The sequence below is a fragment of the Halomonas almeriensis genome (assembly GCF_030409235.1).
Lineage (GTDB): Bacteria > Pseudomonadota > Gammaproteobacteria > Pseudomonadales > Halomonadaceae > Halomonas > Halomonas almeriensis.
Window position 1 is genome coordinate 121,778 of sequence record NZ_JAUFPO010000012.1, and the last position, 14,721, is coordinate 136,498.

Genomic DNA, 14,721 nt, shown 5'->3' on the forward strand with positions numbered 1-14,721 from the left:
TTCATGCGCCAACCGGCAAAACAAGGCGAGAGGGCATCAGCCGGGTCAACTGGGCTCAATAGTGTATCCAGCGAAAGGTCAGGCTGATGCGTAACCCCTGGCCCTTTCGATCAGGCAGGCTGTGTTCCAGCTCCGACTGTACCCCGGGGCCCATCATCAGGACGCTGTCGTCGGGCTGATCGATATTGAAGGCCGGTGCCCGGCGATCCTTCCAGCGGAAACGCAGTGGACGCTCACGGCCAAGACTGAGTGAGGCGATGAGGGGCCGAGCGCCCAGCTCGGGTTCGTTATCACTGTGCCATCCCATGCGGTGTTGGCCATGGGCGTACCGGTTGATCAGTACGCTGTTGAATGTCGCCTCGAACCCCGCCTGCTGGAGTCGTTCCTGTAGCGCCTGGCGGATTTCCATGACGCCGGGATGCCATTCTTCCGGCTCGAAGTCCTGGCCCGAGTAGCGGTAGGCGGCATCGCCCATCCAGACCTGGTGGCGGGGGATGGGGTGCTCGCGTCCGAACAGACGCAGGCGTGGCTGCTGCCACGCCAGCTCGTCATTAAGGCATTGCAACATCCGGTCAGCTCTTTGCTGGCCCAGGAGATGTCGAAAGCGCACCAGTGGTGGGGTCTTCAGGAGGAAGTCGGCGAAGTTCTCGGGGTCGTATGCGGTCATGCCATCAGCATGCCATTCGCCTTCCAGGCTGTCAGCTGGCCGATGTCAGGCCCCGCCGCTCAGCCCCAGGCTGAACAATGCCATGCAATAGCCCAGAATGCCGCCGGCGATGACATCGCTGATGTAGTGGAGTCCCAGTCCGACCCGCGAGATCGCGATCAGGATGACAATGGGCAACAACCAGGGGGTCAGCCAGGGCGTATCTACCATGCACAGCGTCATGAACATCACGGCGTGCATGGTGTGACCGCTGGGAAAGCTGTAGCGGTCCCGGGCAGGTTCGTTGCAGGCAATGGTATGAAAGGTGATGAAGGGCCTTTCACGACAAAGACGGGTTTTCACCAGCCGATAGATACCAATCGCCACCAGGGCGGTCAGGATATACTGGCCCATTATCCGCGCCGCCTGGGGTCCTTCATGCAGAAGGGGCTGGGCGGCTATGAGCGCGACCCAGATCGGCCAGTCCCCGGCTCGGCTTGCCCATCGCAGGCTGGCCAGCCAGCGTCGATGGATACTGAAGCCGGCCATCCATTGACATAACTGCCATTCCAGAAGGTCGAGACGTTCAAACACGGCACTGCTCAGTGTCTTCATGTTGGGCCTCCCGCGCCAGGTTCAAGGCGGCAACAAACTCATCGGTGATGGCCGGCCAGCGATACTGCAGGGCGCGCTCTCGTGCTGCCTCGCCGAGCCGCGCACAGCGCTCGGGTTGCCGGGCCAGGCTGAGCGCAGCATCGCGAAACGCCGCGCTATCATTCGGCTCCAGATGGAGACCGTTGACCTCATGCGCTATCAATTCGCGTCCCGCCGCGTGGCGAAAGGCCACCACGGCCAGACCACTGGCCATGGCCTCGAGGACGACATTGCCCCAGGTTTCGGATAGCGAGGGAAACAGGAAGAAGTCGGCACTGGCGTAGTGTTGTGCCAGAAGTCGGGCATCGATGAAGCCGGTGAAATGCACGTCCGGAAGCGCTTTTTGCAGGCTTTCGCGTTGCGGTCCATCGCCCACCACCACGATACGCATCTCGGGGTAGGCATTCAGCAGGGCGGCACAGGTTTCCCGTAATACCCCAAGGTTCTTTTCCGCCGCCAGGCGGCCGACATGCAGGGCCACCGGACGGTGCCCGTCGCTGTCCCAGCCTGGCCGCAATTCAGAACACCGATGGGCCGGCGAGAACTGCTCGCCGTCAATGCCTCTGGCCATCACCCCGACCCTTTCGAAGCCTCTGGCGGTCAATGCCTCGGCCTGGTGATGGGTGGGAACCAGGGTGGCGTGGCAGCGGTTGTGAAAGTGGCGCAGGCGCCGCGTGACCAGAGGTTCCAGCCAGCCGACGCCATAGTCACGGCAGTAGTGATCGAAGTTAGTATGCCAGCCACTGACCACCGGGATATTCAGGCGTTCGGCGCAGCGCAGGGCCGACCACCCCAGGGGCCCTTCAGTAGCGACATAGACGACATCGGGCCTTTGTTTCTGCCACATGGCCCTGAGGCGGCGGTCCGCGGGTAGCCCAAGCCGCACATCGCTGTAGCCGGGCATGGCAAAGCCTCTGACCTGCAGCTCCAGGCTCATGTCTGGTTCCGAGTGTGACTCGCCTTGCGGGGCCGGCCTGACCAGCTGCAGCGTCATGCCGCGCTCGAGCAATTGCCGGGTCAACTGTTGGAGCGTATGCGCCACGCCATTGATATCGGGTGACCAGGTTTCGCTGACCAGGCAGATGCGCATATTTAACCTCTTGCTGTACCGGTGCTGGTTCAGCACCTTTCACCCGAGAGGTTGCGTGGCAGGGATGACAGCTCAGCGACAAGACGATGAAGAGGTGATGACGCCTCGCACAAGGCGTGTCTTCAAGCCCCGGGGGTGGCCTGGCGCAGGACCCGGGCGGGATTCATGGGCTTGCCACCTTGACGCATGTCGAAGAGCAGTTGGTGTTGGCCGTTGCTGGCCTGGCCGACCTGGCATAGCGGACTGCCGGCCTGGACCTGTTCGCCACTCTCGACCACTAGCGACCGACAGCGGGCATAGACACTCTGCAGGTTATCCGGGTGGTGAACAATCACGACCTTGCCCAGTTGCCGCATGCTGTTGGCGAAGCGCACCTGGCCATCGGCCACGGCCATGGCACGAGCGCCCTGATGGGTCGAGAGCAGCATGGGTTGCAGCGTTCCGTGATCATCCTTGCCGAAGCGACGCGCGATTTGATAGTTATCCAGCGGCCAGGGCCATTGACGGTTTGATGAGGCCGCGTCAGTCGGTGCCGAAGCGCTCGCTGAGGACGCCCCGGTGGTGGCCGGGCGAGGGTTTGCCTCCACCGTGGCGTCGGCGGAAGAGCCATCGAGTGGCACCTGGATCATCTGGCCCACTTTGAGATCTGTGGCCTCTACGCCCTGATTGGCGCTTGCCAGAACTTGCGCGCTGGTGGCAAAGCGCCGCGCGACGGACGAAAAAGTGTCACCCGGTCGAATCTGATACCGATAGGGGCCACTGGAAGGCGCTCGCTCGCGCTGGCTGGGTACCAGGACGCGCTGGCCGACCGCCAGGCTTCTCGGTTCGACATCGGGATTGAAGCGCTTGAGCCGGACCAGGGGCACGTCGGCCCGCTGGGCAATACTGCCCAGGGTATCGCCCCGTCGTATGGCCACCCAGTTGCCGGCAATGTTCTTATGCGAGGCAGTCGCCCCGGTGGCGGTATCGCCCGAGGGGCCATGGGATTGAGCGGCACAGCCGCTCAACAGGAGGGTCAGGCCTATCAGGGCGAGTCCAGTGCGGCATCCTTTGCCTGCCACAGCGCGTTGAGCCATGAGTGAAAGCGTTCCTTGTAGTGCGAGTCGTGATGGTAGTGGCCGTCCTGCATCCAGTCGGGCACCGGGATTTGCCGGACGTGAACATGAATGGTGTCTTCCCGGCCGCAGAGAAAGCGCCAGAAGCTTGGCTCGGATGCCTCATAGCTCAGGGTCACATCGAGGATGCCGCCGAGTCGGTCACCCAGCAGGCCGACCACCTGGGCAATACCGCCGGCTCTCGGCGGCAGCAGATTCCGGTAGGGGCTTTGCCGTGCTGCGTGTTTGGCCGGTGTATAGCGGGTGCCTTCCACGAAGTTGTAGATGGCGATAGGGCGCTCACGCGCATGGCGACACATGCGCTCTGTAGCCTCCTGGTCGCGGCGCGCCAGATGCGGGCGCTTTTCGCGCTGTTCACGGGTCAGGCGCCGCAACATGGGAAATTCCAGCGCCCAGAAGGCCAGACCGACCACGGGAATCCAGATCAGCTGGCGCTTGACGAAAAAGTGCGGCATGGGAATGCGACGATGCAGCACCATCAGCAGGGCGAAGATATCGGTCCAGCTGCGGTGGTTGGAGAGCACCAACCACCAATCATCCTGCGTGAGTGATTGCGGCAGATCGATGTCGAGGGGCGGTGCCACCCAATGGCGCATCCACCATAGGTTGACATCCAGCCACCAGCGCGCAATGGCATTCAGCCCCCGGAGCACGCGGCGGCGCAACGGACGGCCGGGGGTGACCAGCTTCAACAGGGTGAGTGCGACCAGCGGCACCCCCCAGAAAAGGGTGTTGAGCGTCAGTACCAGCAGGCTGGCGATCCCTTTCAGGGTCGACATGCCGATCTCCTCGTCGGGCTTGCGTGATGAAGCGACATGCTAATGGATCCGCCCGCTTCTGCCCAGCCAACCATAGAGCCGGGCAAGCGCCGGGCTCATTCACTCAGGTCGGGAAGATCCTCGAACAGTGCCAGGGCTTCGGGGTTAGCCAGCGCTTCACGGTTCTTGACCGGCTCGCCGTGGACCACATTGCGAACGGCCAGCTCCACCAGCTTGCCCGACAGGGTCCGAGGCAGGTCCGCCACCTGCAGGATGCGCTGCGGAACATGGCGAGGCGTGGCGTTGGAGCGGATGGTGGTCCTGATCTGGTGACGCAGTTGGTCATCCAGTGTCAGCCCGTCTCGCAGGCGAACAAACAGCACGACACGAATATCGTCTCCCCACGTCTGACCGATACACAGCGACTCCAGCACCTCATCGACCTTTTCGACCTGGCGGTAAATCTCGGCCGTGCCGATGCGCACGCCTCCCGGATTGAGCACCGCATCGGAGCGGCCATGAATGATCAGGCCATCCTCCGGGGTGATTTCCGCATAGTCGCCATGCGCCCAGGTGTTCTCGAAGCTTGCGAAATAGGCGTCGTGGTAGCGTTCACCATCCGGGTCATTCCAGAAGCCGATCGGCATGGCAGGAAAGGGCGCCGTGCAGACGAGCTCGCCCTTTTCGCCACGCAATGGACGGCCTTCATCGTCGAAGACATCCACGGCCATGCCCAGGCCGCGGCATTGCAGCTGGCCACGATAGACGGGGCGGATGGGGCAGCCCAGGGCAAAGCAAGAGACGATATCGGTGCCACCGGATATGGATGCCAGCAAGAGGTCCTGCTTGATGTCGCGATACACATAGTCGAAGGATTCATGGGTCAGCGCCGATCCCGTGGAGAGAACGGCACGCAGGGCACTCAGGTCATGCTCGCGTCCGGGTTCGAGTCCTTCCTTCTCACAGGCCGCGATATAGCGAGCACTGGTACCGAAAACGCTAACGCCTTCCTGCTCGGCAATTCTCCACAGCACATCGGCGTCCGGGGCGAAGGCCGCGCCGTCAAAGAGCACCAGGGTGGCCCCGCTGGCCAGTCCGGAGGCGAGCCAGTTCCACATCATCCAGCCGCAGGTGGTGTAGTAAAAGAGCCGGTCCGAGTCGCGCAGGTCGGTGTGCAGGCGGTGTTCCTTGAGATGCTGCAGGAGGGTGCCACCGGCACTGTGCACAATGCACTTGGGGGTTCCCGTGGTGCCGGATGAGTAGAGAATGTAGAGCGGGTGATCGAACGGCTGCTGCTGAAAGTCGATTTCCTGGGCCGTGTTATTCAGGTAGTCATCCCAGGCAATGGCGCGCGGCATGCCCGAAAGGTCCGGGGCATCCTCGAGAAAGGGGAAGACCACCAGGTGGGTCAGATCCTCCAGGGAGTCGACGATCTCGGCCAGCCGCTGTCGGGTATCGATCGCCTTGCCGTTCCAGGTATAGCCGTCGGCGGCAATCAGTACCTTGGGGGTGATCTGGCCGAAGCGGTCCAGCACGCCCTGATGGCCGAAGTCCGGCGAGCACGAAGACCAGATGGCGCCCAAGCTGGCGGCGGCGAGCATGCCGATGATGGCATGTTCGCTGTTGGGCACGAAGCCGGCCACACGATCGCCGGGCTGGACCCCATCCTCGCGCAGCGCATGCGCCAGCCTGGCCACCTGATGGTAAAGCTCGGCATGACTGAGCTCGCGACGCCGGCCGCGCTCGTCGTGGACGATCAGGGCGGGGCTTGCGTCACGCTTGCGCAGCAGGTTGGCCGCGAAGTTCAGCCGAGCATCGGGAAACCACTGTGCCCCCGGCATGGCCTGCGGCTGCGCCAGGACCCTGTCACCCTTGTGTTCGGCCACGATATCGAAGCTATCCCAGAGTTCTGACCAGAAGCGCTGGGGGTGTTCGATGCTCCAGGCGTGAAGGTCCTGATAATCCTCTAAGGGAATTCCATCCTGTCGGGCAATCCTGCGCATCAGGGCGGCCATCTGCGTGGCCTCGAGCGTCTCGGCGGATGGTTGCCAGAGGGGAGTGTTCATGACGATGGTCTCCTGGTCGATATCCAGTGGGTGGCGGGCAGTCAGTGCGGCAGCGGGATGTCGTACCCTGAGCGCCGCCCGGGACCAGTGTACCGTTTTCGTGCCGCACGTCACCCGGCACCTGCCTGGCTATTCGCGACTCGCTGATCGACGCCGGAGCAGACAAGCACTGCTCCAGCATCATCCGCGCAGGTTGGCGACAGCATGTCGAAAAACTGACCATTCTGTGACATGCGGCCGAGACGTCTGGGCTGGAACGCTTTCTACCACGCTGATTCACAGTCTTATCCACAGAAACTGTGGATGATGTCGTGGCGTGGCAGCTTGGTGCCGGTCGGGCCTGTCAGCCGAGTTCGCACAGCGCATGATGAGGCAGTAGCAGCTCCACACTGCGCTCCCGGTTGGCAGTGACGCGCCGCTGGATAAGGGCCAGGCCGCCCAGGCTGACCTCACGACGCTCCCCGTGGGCAAAACACAACCGCTGAGGATGTCCTGGATAGAAGCGGTAGTCGAGTAGCGGTGATACGGGAAAGACGCCCTGCAGCCGGTCGGTATGTCCTGTGTAGCCTCGCTGGTCGAGCTGGTTGTCGAGTGTCTTCATGGAGGTGTCGAGCCGGTCACAGTCGAACCCCGGATGGTGAACACGGGTTCCCATGACGGCCAGCCAGGCGGCCAGTGGATCGGCCTGATGCAAGGCCTGGTAGTCTTCCCAGGTCGGCATCGACCAGGGGCGGCCGCCGACGGGCAGCGTTTCCGGCCGACCGTCGGCGCTGTCAATCAGGCGTTGCAACAGGTCGCGAGGCTGGCGTGACAGGGTGGCGACCTGGAATTCCGCCAGGACAAGCCAGGTCTGGCGTGGCATGTCGGTGGCCAGCAAGGTCAACAGCAGCCCTCGTTCGGGCATTGCATAGCGCTGACGTGGCGTATATCCATGTTCGGCGAGTCCCGGAATCAGCGACTTTGCCGACCATGGCCCCAGGCTCGGGGTCAGCAGGGTGAGATATTCCGCCATGGTGGCACTCGACCACAGGTCCAGTGCGCTGATGTCCGGTTGCCGGTCCGTGTAGTCCCGCCATAATGCCTGGATGAGCGTGCCGCCTTGCATCCGTGACCCCCAGTGTCGACGCCCTGTGCCGATTTTCCTTTCTTCATATTGTATACCGCCGCGGTGTGGGCGGATTCAACGAGGCGAGACGGTCGGGGTCGAGACCGCCCAGTGGGCGGTCAAGGGCGCGATCGGGGACGGTGACGGCGGGAGCGGAGGCTTATTGAGTAGCGGGCGACAGCAGGGCGTTATCGGCGACATACTGGTTGAACTCGGTGAAGCCGCCGATATGCGTCTGGTCGGCGAAGATCTGCGGCACCGTGTTCACCGGCTTGCCGATGGTCTTGGCCATGTCCGCCTTGCTGATGCCTTCCTCGATGATGTCCACGTAGCGATATCCTTCGATGGCACCGGCCGTCTGCAAGGATTCTGCCAGCGCCTCGGCGCGCACGCAGAAGGGGCAGGCAGGGCGGCCAAATATGACAATGTACATCGTGAGACTCCTCATGAGGGAAAAAGGTATTAAAGCGCGATTGTGACGGAGCCCGGCCCCCTTTGGCCAATAGACTCTCTAAAGCGCCGCCATTGTGCCCCGCTATCCGCCATCGGGCTGTGGCGGCTTCGCCTTACCAGGCCGCCAGCTCGCTGGCATCGGCCTGTCGGAGCAGGTCGCCGAGTGCGTCGTGCAGTTCCGGGCTGGATACCAGCAGATTCTCGCCGTAGAGATCCTGTGGAATCCCGCCGGGTCCCGGATAGAGATGGCCGGTTGCTGCCCCGGCTTCCCTGGCGATGACCAGCCCGGCGGCAAAGTCCCAGGGGGCGACGCTTTCGTAGTAGGCATCCAGACGCCCGCAGGCCACATCGCACAGGTCCAGAGCCGCCGAGCCGTTGCGACGGATATCCTGGCAATGTGTGAGCACCGCCATCAATCGGCGCATCAAGGGTGGGCGGCTGTCATGGCGGTAGGGGAAACCGGTGCCGACCAGCGCCCGCTTCAGCCCGCTGGCCCGGCTCGCCTGGATGGGATGACCATTGCACCAGGCGCCCTGGCCCGAGAGGGCGGTATAGGTTTCATCGAGGAAGGGCGCATGCACCACGCCGAGATGCAGTTGGCCGGCACTGGCCCAGCCGATCGAGACGGCTACATGGCGCAGGCCATGAGCGAAGTTGACGGTGCCGTCGATGGGGTCGACGATCCACAGGGCGCTGGGGTTCTCCAGGGCATCGCGATTTGGCGCCAGCTCCTCGCTGAGCCTCTGCTCCTCCGGAAATGCCTCTGATAGACGTTGCCGGATCAGGGTGTCGACCTCGACGTCGGTGTCGGTGACCAGTTCCTGGCCGTCCTTGTAGCGATGCTGAAAGTGCTGGCCGTCCCGGGCATCGCGAATCATGCGACCTGCCTGACGGGCGATGTCTTCGGCAATTTCCAGGCGTTGTTGAGGTGTCATCAAGAGTCCTCGAGTCTAGTGGCGGTGCATGTCACAGTGTCCGGCATCCGTGGCAAAGTGTCGATTGTCCGCGCCAGCCGGCTGGTCATAGGCAGGACGTCAGGCTTTGGCTTATGCTGGCGACATTGCGTTTTTCTGATGGCCGTCAATCCTCGAGGAGTCAACCATGAACGAGACGTCACAAGAGCCGCGTGTTGCCCTGGTCACCGGTACCGGCAGCGGCATCGGTGAAGCCGTGATGCGCCACTTTTGTGCCCAGGGCCACCAGGTGCTGGCAGTGGACTTCCAGGCCGAGGGGCGCAAGGCAGCAGAGTCTGCCGGTGCGGCCTTTTTCCAGGCCGACCTGGCCGATGGAGAGGCGTGTCGGGCGGCGGTCGAACATGCCGTGGAACGCTTCGGCCATCTGGACATCCTGGTCAATAACGCCGGCATCCAGCATGTCGCCCCCATCGAGTCGTTTGCCGAGGACAAGTGGCGCCACATCATCGACCTGATGCTCACGGCGCCCTTCCTGCTGACACAGGCTGCCTGGCCGCACATGCGCGCCGCAGGCTGGGGGCGCATCGTCAACATCGCCTCCGTGCATGCCCAGGTGGCGTCCCCGGGCAAGGCGGCCTATGTCAGTGCCAAGCATGGCATGATCGGCCTGACCAGGACGGCGGCACTGGAGGGCGGTGACCAGGGCATCACCGCCAATGCGCTTTGCCCGGCCTACGTCAAGACCCCGCTGGTGGATAACCAGATTGCCGACCAGGCCCGCATGCACGGCATGCAGGAGCAGGAAGTCATTGAGCAGATCATGCTCAAGAATGCCGCCGTGAAACGCCTCATCGAGCCCGATGAAGTGGCGCAGCTGGTGGGTTATCTCTCCTCCGATGCGGCGGGTGCCGTCACGGGCGCCAGCTGGAATATCGACCTGGGGTGGACCGCTCAATAGCATGTCGTGTTTCATCGATGCGCATTGTCATCTCGACCTCGAGGCCTTTGCAGCGGACAGGACCGATGTTCTGCAACGCGCGCGGGAGGCGGGCGTCGGTGGCTTTGTGGTGCCGGCCACCACCCGTGAGCGATGGCCCGAGGTGCTGGCCATGGGCCGCCACGCGGACATTGCGGTTTGCCTGGGCCTGCATCCGTGCTTCATGGAGGCGCATGGGCCGGGTGACATTGAGGCCCTGGGCGAATGGCTCGCGGATCATCGCGAGGTGGTGGCGGTCGGCGAATGCGGGCTGGATGCACGCTTCGCGCATACCCTGGACGCCCAGCAGACGCTGCTGGATGCTCAGCTGCGCCTGGCGAAGGCGCATGGCTTGCCGTTGGTACTGCATTGTGTACGCGCCAATGATCAGCTCGCCAAGCGATTGCGTCAGCTGGCCCCGCCGGCAGGGGGGCTGGTGCATGGCTTCGCCGGCTCTGTTGAACAGGCCATGGTCTTCCATCGCCTGGGCTTCTTGCTGGGGCTGGGAGGTGCCGTGACCTATCCGCGAGCCAGGCGCTTGCAGCGCGCCGTTGCGGCACTTCCGGATGATGGCTATGTGCTCGAGACCGACAGCCCCGACATGCCTTTGAGCGGCTACCAGGGCCAGCGCAACGAGCCTCGGCGAGTGGTCGAGGTTTGCCGCGCCGTGGCGGAACTGAAAGGTCAGACACCGGAACAGGTGGCCATGAATTCCACCCGCAATGCCCGGCGTCTTTTCGCGCTAGCCTGACGCCGGGACGGGCCGGAGATTTCTAGAGAGCGCCAGCCAGTTGTTCCGGGTCGAGCCGTTCAATCGCGTAGGGAAGCTTGAGACGTTTCAACTGCTGATCCTCGACGCTGAGCGGTTCGGCTGGTTCGCGGGTGCTCATCACGGCCAGTATCTCGGCCTGGCCGTAAGCGTCCAGGGCGGCGGACACCACCTCGCCGAGGCGCTTGCCGTTGGCATCCAGGATGCCGCTGCCGACTGGAGGGCGATGGGCACCTTCCAGTTGCGCACGCATCAGGCGTTTCTTGACCTGGCCGCGGAAGTGCGCCCGAGCGACGACCTCTTGGCCAGTGTAGCAGCCCTTCTTGAAGCTGATGCCGCCCAACGCTTCCCAGTTGAGCATTTGCGGCAGGTAGCTGTCGCTCTGGCCGGCGTCCAGCCAGACCAGTCCTGACTGGATGTCGTGAAGCTGCCAGGTGAGGCTGTCGACCGGCGTGACCTTGCCCGACAGGCATGACCACATTGGGCCAGCCTGGTCGTCGGGGACGCAGATCAGCATACGGGGCGTCGGGCCGGGCTGACCGACCACCAGGCCGCTCTCATGGCTGGTCTGCTGCCAGGGGGGCGGGGGCGTGATATCGAGCAGCGCTTCGGCAACCGCTGGGGCCTCATGGCCGTACAGGCCGATCAGGGCCAGGTCCTCCCGGATCTGGAGTCCCACCTTGTAAAAGGGCGCGAACTTGGCGAGATGCTGGCGCAGGGAGTCGAGCTGTTGATGGTGCATCAGCAGTCGGTAGTGCCCCGAGTCGACACGGCACACCTGAACGTTGGCGAGCACTCGGCCCTTGGGGGTACAGAAGCAGCTCGGCGGGGCAAAGCCGCCATCCACTAGCGACATTTGGGCGCTGGTCTGCCCCTGGAGAAACCGCTCGGCGCCTTCCCCCGTGACGTCGAGCAGGCCGAGCCGGGGCAGGGGCGACATGACAGGCCCTTCCAGGGCTTGCTGAGCCGGCTCGGGTGTGTCGAAGGTGATTTCTGTGTCATGTTCACGGCGACCGCCGCTCTGAGTGATCCAGTCGTACATGTCGGATCCTTGTGGACGTGCTTGCCGGTGTGGCGTGCGCATGGCTGTTGTCAGCTTAACAGGTGAGGGTGCCGGGGCCACAATGCAAGTGCCGTGAACCGCTCGAACTGGCATCATGTTAGACTTCGCATCGCAATGCACAGGTACGAGACCGACAGGGCTCACTGACGATCAATGGAGCTGCCGGCATGTCGCAGGTATCACTGAGTTTCAAGGGTGTCGAGAACGCGGATCAGGTCAACCGGATCACCACGGCACTGATGATGATGGATGGCGTCGAGAGTGCCGAAGTAGGGCGTCATGGCGCCGAGGTGGATGGCCGGGTTCGCCGACAGGCGTTGATCGAGACCATCCGTGCGCTGGGGCTGAACATCGAGGTGAGCTGAATGAGTATCGTCTTGCAGAGTGAGCGTGATGGCCGCTTGCGCCAGCGGGCCAGGATCGAGTCTTTCGAGGACCTGCTGGTGGATGTGCCGGAGGCCTATGGCGGTGATGGTCAGGCCCCGGATCCGCATGATTATTTCGATCTGTCACTGGGGGCCTGCAAGGCCATCACGGCCCAGATGTATGCGCGTCGCAAGGAGTGGCCACTCGAGGGTGTCGAGGTGATGGTGGTGCGTGACGAACGCGATGAAACCCGCGGTATCTATCGCCTGGATGTCATCATGAGCTTTCAGGGGGATCTGGATGATGCCCAGCGGCAGCGCCTCGAGGAAATCAGTCACAAGTGCCCGATACACCGCTTGATGACGACCTCGGAGGTGCAGATCAACACGCGGCAGACGCCCTGAGCTCGCTCGCGTCGCCGTGGATAGACGCTATCCCGCGAGCCGGCACCCAGGGGCCACACCACAGCAGGGAGAATCCATGAGCAAGTCGTTTCGCCTGGCGTCCAGTTTCAAGCCGGCCGGGGATCAACCCGCGGCCATTCAGGACCTGGTGAAAGGTCTGGATGCGGGACTGGCTCATCAGACGCTGCTCGGCGTCACCGGCTCGGGCAAGACCTTCACCATGGCCAATGTGGTGGAGCGTCTGCAGCGGCCGACCATCGTCATGGCGCCCAACAAGACCCTCGCCGCTCAGCTGTATGGCGAGTTCAAGGCATTCTTTCCCGATAATGCCGTCGAGTATTTCGTTTCCTACTACGACTACTATCAGCCGGAAGCCTATGTCCCTTCCTCGGATACCTTCATCGAGAAGGATGCCTCGATCAACGATCACATCGAACAGATGCGACTCTCGGCCACCAAGGCCCTGCTGGAGCGTCGGGATGCTCTGATCGTGGTCTCGGTGTCGGCCATTTATGGTCTGGGTGATCCGGATGCCTACCTGAAGATGCGTCTGCACTTCAATCGTGGCGAGCTGATCGACCAGCGCGCCTTTCTGCGCCGCCTGGCCGAGCTGCAGTACACGCGCAATGACATGGATTTCAAGCGCGGCACTTATCGGGTGCGCGGTGATGTCATCGACATCTTCCCCGCCGACTCCGAGGACGAGGCCGTTCGCGTCGAGCTGTTCGATGACGAGATCGATGGCATCAGTCTCTTCGATCCCCTGACGGGCGAGGTCCGCGGCAAGGTCCCGCGTATGACGATTTACCCCAAGACGCACTATGTCACGCCCCGCGAGACGATCATGGGGGCCATCGACTCGATCAAGGAAGAGTTGACCGAGCGGCTGGCTTGGATGCGCAAGCATGACAAGCTGGTGGAGGCGCAACGGCTCGAGCAACGGACCCTTTACGATATCGAGATGATGCTGGAGCTGGGCTATTGCAACGGTATCGAGAATTACTCGCGCTACCTCTCGGGGCGCGATCCGGGTGAGCCGCCGCCGACTTTCTTCGATTATCTACCCGCGGATGCTTTGCTGTTCATCGACGAATCCCATGTCAGCGTTCCCCAGGTGGGTGGCATGTACAAGGGAGACCGCTCACGCAAGGAAACCCTGGTGGACTATGGCTTCCGCCTGCCGTCGGCGCTCGACAACCGCCCCATGAAATTCGAGGAATGGGAGCGCATATGCCCGCAGGCGGTCTTTGTCTCCGCCACGCCCGGCCCCTATGAGGCAGAGCATGCCGGCCAAGTGGTCGAGCAGGTGGTACGGCCCACCGGACTGCTGGATCCGGAGATCGAGGTTCGTTCGGCCACAACCCAGGTGGATGATCTGCTTTCTGAGGCGCGCGTTCGCAGTAGTGCCGGAGAGCGCGTGCTGGTCACTACCCTGACCAAGCGCATGGCCGAGGACCTGACGGAATATCTGGATGAACATGACGTGCGGGTTCGCTATCTGCACTCGGACATCGACACGGTCGAGCGGGTGGAGATCATCCGCGACCTGCGCCTCGGCCAGTTCGATGTGCTGGTCGGCATCAACCTTCTTCGCGAGGGGCTGGACATCCCGGAAGTGTCACTGGTCGCGGTGCTCGACGCCGACAAGGAAGGTTTCCTGCGCAATGAACGCTCGCTGATTCAGACCATGGGCAGGGCGGCACGCAATGCGCACGGCAAGGCCGTGCTGTACGCCGATCGCATCACCGATTCTATGCAGCGCGCCATGGCTGAAACGGAGCGACGTCGTCAAAAGCAGATGGCTCACAACGAAGCTGAGGGGATTACCCCGGAGACGGTGACGCGCTCGGTGGCGGATATCCTCGAATCGGCCGAGACGCCTGGCCGCAAGAGCAAGGGGCGCAAGGGCGAGCGCAAGGTGGCGGAAGATTCCGGCCCATATGATCCGCAGGCCCTGTCGCCGGAAGCGCTGCGCAAGGAAGTGGCCCGGCTCGAGGATGCCATGGTCGAGGCTGCGCAGAACCTGGAATTCGAGGAAGCGGCCCGCATGCGCGATCGACTTCATGAGCTCAAGGAGCGCCAGCTCGCCCTGGGATGAAGCTCAACCGAAGGGATGAACAAGAAGCCAAAGATTTATACCGTTATCTTGTTTATTCAAAAGATCGGCAAATATAAAAAAACGGGATAAGTCAGCAAGGTAGTCCGAGCCGGCTCGAGGCAGACATCAGACAGGCAAGATCGAACTGCCCCAGGCGCGATGCTTGCGGTACCATTATCCATCCGGAAGCCCGCCGTCATGGCGGGGCCTGATGCGCCGCGCGCATGACACGGTGACGCGTGAC

The 14,721-nt window shown here is 62.9% G+C and carries 15 protein-coding genes; 5 read left to right on the forward strand and 10 right to left on the reverse strand.

Going from position 1 to position 14,721, the window contains the following annotated elements; genetic code table 11:
- Positions 1–55: 55 nt before the first annotated feature.
- From QWY74_RS11405 to QWY74_RS11445, 9 genes are all read right to left on the reverse strand, one after another.
- Positions 56–667, reverse strand: a complete 612-nt coding sequence (locus tag QWY74_RS11405) for an alpha-ketoglutarate-dependent dioxygenase AlkB family protein (RefSeq protein WP_264825757.1) — start codon at positions 665–667, stop codon at positions 56–58.
- A gap of 45 nt (positions 668–712) precedes the next feature.
- A complete protein-coding gene (locus QWY74_RS11410; RefSeq protein WP_264825758.1) occupies positions 713–1,261 on the reverse strand; it encodes a phosphatase PAP2 family protein in 549 nt (182 codons plus the stop codon).
- A complete protein-coding gene (locus QWY74_RS11415) occupies positions 1,233–2,390 on the reverse strand; it encodes a glycosyltransferase family 4 protein (protein ID WP_264825759.1) in 1,158 nt (385 codons plus the stop codon). Before QWY74_RS11415 ends, QWY74_RS11410 begins: the two co-directional genes overlap by 29 nt.
- Before the next feature lie 122 nt (positions 2,391–2,512).
- Positions 2,513–3,466: a M23 family metallopeptidase gene (locus QWY74_RS11420; protein ID WP_264825760.1), complete on the reverse strand. Its 954-nt coding sequence runs from the start codon at positions 3,464–3,466 to the stop codon at positions 2,513–2,515.
- Positions 3,415–4,284, reverse strand: a complete 870-nt coding sequence (gene yihG, locus QWY74_RS11425; protein ID WP_264825761.1) for a 1-acylglycerol-3-phosphate O-acyltransferase, YihG family — start codon at positions 4,282–4,284, stop codon at positions 3,415–3,417. Before yihG ends, QWY74_RS11420 begins: the two co-directional genes overlap by 52 nt.
- Before the next feature lie 95 nt (positions 4,285–4,379).
- Positions 4,380–6,329, reverse strand: coding sequence for an acetoacetate--CoA ligase (locus tag QWY74_RS11430; protein ID WP_290314362.1), 1,950 nt, complete (start codon positions 6,327–6,329; stop codon positions 4,380–4,382).
- Between the two features lie 343 nt (positions 6,330–6,672).
- Positions 6,673–7,434, reverse strand: coding sequence for a VOC family protein (locus QWY74_RS11435; RefSeq protein ID WP_264825763.1), 762 nt, complete (start codon positions 7,432–7,434; stop codon positions 6,673–6,675).
- A 160-nt stretch (positions 7,435–7,594) separates the two neighbouring features.
- Positions 7,595–7,867 (reverse strand): GrxA family glutaredoxin, encoded by a 273-nt coding sequence (locus QWY74_RS11440; RefSeq protein ID WP_264825764.1) that lies wholly within the window; start codon positions 7,865–7,867, stop codon positions 7,595–7,597.
- Positions 7,868–8,000: 133 nt separating this feature from the next.
- Positions 8,001–8,822 (reverse strand): inositol monophosphatase family protein, encoded by an 822-nt coding sequence (locus QWY74_RS11445; RefSeq protein WP_264825766.1) that lies wholly within the window; start codon positions 8,820–8,822, stop codon positions 8,001–8,003.
- A 166-nt stretch (positions 8,823–8,988) separates the two neighbouring features.
- Between QWY74_RS11445 and QWY74_RS11450 the strand changes: the two genes are divergently transcribed.
- Positions 8,989–9,759: a 3-hydroxybutyrate dehydrogenase gene (locus QWY74_RS11450; protein WP_264825767.1), complete on the forward strand. Its 771-nt coding sequence runs from the start codon at positions 8,989–8,991 to the stop codon at positions 9,757–9,759.
- Between the two features lies 1 nt (position 9,760).
- Complete coding sequence (locus tag QWY74_RS11455; RefSeq protein WP_290314364.1) at positions 9,761–10,528, forward strand: TatD family hydrolase; 768 nt, start codon at positions 9,761–9,763, stop codon at positions 10,526–10,528.
- Positions 10,529–10,550: 22 nt separating this feature from the next.
- Here the strand turns inward: QWY74_RS11455 and ygfZ are convergent, their stop codons facing one another.
- Positions 10,551–11,588, reverse strand: coding sequence for a CAF17-like 4Fe-4S cluster assembly/insertion protein YgfZ (ygfZ, locus tag QWY74_RS11460; protein ID WP_290314365.1), 1,038 nt, complete (start codon positions 11,586–11,588; stop codon positions 10,551–10,553).
- 188 nt (positions 11,589–11,776) lie between these two features.
- Here ygfZ and QWY74_RS11465 point away from each other — a divergent pair, with 188 nt between their 5' ends.
- The 3 genes from QWY74_RS11465 (at position 11,777) to uvrB (ending at position 14,477) form a co-directional block, all read left to right on the forward strand.
- Positions 11,777–11,974 carry a hypothetical protein gene (locus tag QWY74_RS11465; RefSeq protein ID WP_264825771.1) on the forward strand — a complete coding sequence of 66 codons (198 nt, stop codon included), beginning with the start codon at positions 11,777–11,779 and terminating at the stop codon, positions 11,972–11,974.
- Positions 11,975–12,379 (forward strand): OsmC family protein, encoded by a 405-nt coding sequence (locus QWY74_RS11470; protein WP_264825772.1) that lies wholly within the window; start codon positions 11,975–11,977, stop codon positions 12,377–12,379.
- Between the two features lie 76 nt (positions 12,380–12,455).
- A complete protein-coding gene (uvrB, locus tag QWY74_RS11475) occupies positions 12,456–14,477 on the forward strand; it encodes an excinuclease ABC subunit UvrB (protein ID WP_264825773.1) in 2,022 nt (673 codons plus the stop codon).
- Positions 14,478–14,721 lie beyond the last annotated feature (244 nt).

Bases quoted from the DNA above. Each gene is read 5' to 3' on its own strand.
- QWY74_RS11405 (WP_264825757.1), bottom strand. From the start codon at position 667: ATGACCGCATACGACCCCGAGAACTTCGCCGACTTCCTCCTGAAGACC.
- QWY74_RS11410 (WP_264825758.1), bottom strand. From the start codon at position 1,261: ATGAAGACACTGAGCAGTGCCGTGTTTGAACGTCTCGACCTTCTGGAA.
- QWY74_RS11415 (WP_264825759.1), bottom strand. From the start codon at position 2,390: ATGCGCATCTGCCTGGTCAGCGAAACCTGGTCACCCGATATCAATGGC.
- QWY74_RS11420 (WP_264825760.1), bottom strand. From the start codon at position 3,466: ATGGCTCAACGCGCTGTGGCAGGCAAAGGATGCCGCACTGGACTCGCC.
- yihG (WP_264825761.1), bottom strand. From the start codon at position 4,284: ATGTCGACCCTGAAAGGGATCGCCAGCCTGCTGGTACTGACGCTCAAC.
- QWY74_RS11430 (WP_290314362.1), bottom strand. From the start codon at position 6,329: ATGAACACTCCCCTCTGGCAACCATCCGCCGAGACGCTCGAGGCCACG.
- QWY74_RS11435 (WP_264825763.1), bottom strand. From the start codon at position 7,434: ATGCAAGGCGGCACGCTCATCCAGGCATTATGGCGGGACTACACGGAC.
- QWY74_RS11440 (WP_264825764.1), bottom strand. From the start codon at position 7,867: ATGTACATTGTCATATTTGGCCGCCCTGCCTGCCCCTTCTGCGTGCGC.
- QWY74_RS11445 (WP_264825766.1), bottom strand. From the start codon at position 8,822: ATGACACCTCAACAACGCCTGGAAATTGCCGAAGACATCGCCCGTCAG.
- QWY74_RS11450 (WP_264825767.1), top strand. From the start codon at position 8,989: ATGAACGAGACGTCACAAGAGCCGCGTGTTGCCCTGGTCACCGGTACC.
- QWY74_RS11455 (WP_290314364.1), top strand. From the start codon at position 9,761: ATGTCGTGTTTCATCGATGCGCATTGTCATCTCGACCTCGAGGCCTTT.
- ygfZ (WP_290314365.1), bottom strand. From the start codon at position 11,588: ATGTACGACTGGATCACTCAGAGCGGCGGTCGCCGTGAACATGACACA.
- QWY74_RS11465 (WP_264825771.1), top strand. From the start codon at position 11,777: ATGTCGCAGGTATCACTGAGTTTCAAGGGTGTCGAGAACGCGGATCAG.
- QWY74_RS11470 (WP_264825772.1), top strand. From the start codon at position 11,975: ATGAGTATCGTCTTGCAGAGTGAGCGTGATGGCCGCTTGCGCCAGCGG.
- uvrB (WP_264825773.1), top strand. From the start codon at position 12,456: ATGAGCAAGTCGTTTCGCCTGGCGTCCAGTTTCAAGCCGGCCGGGGAT.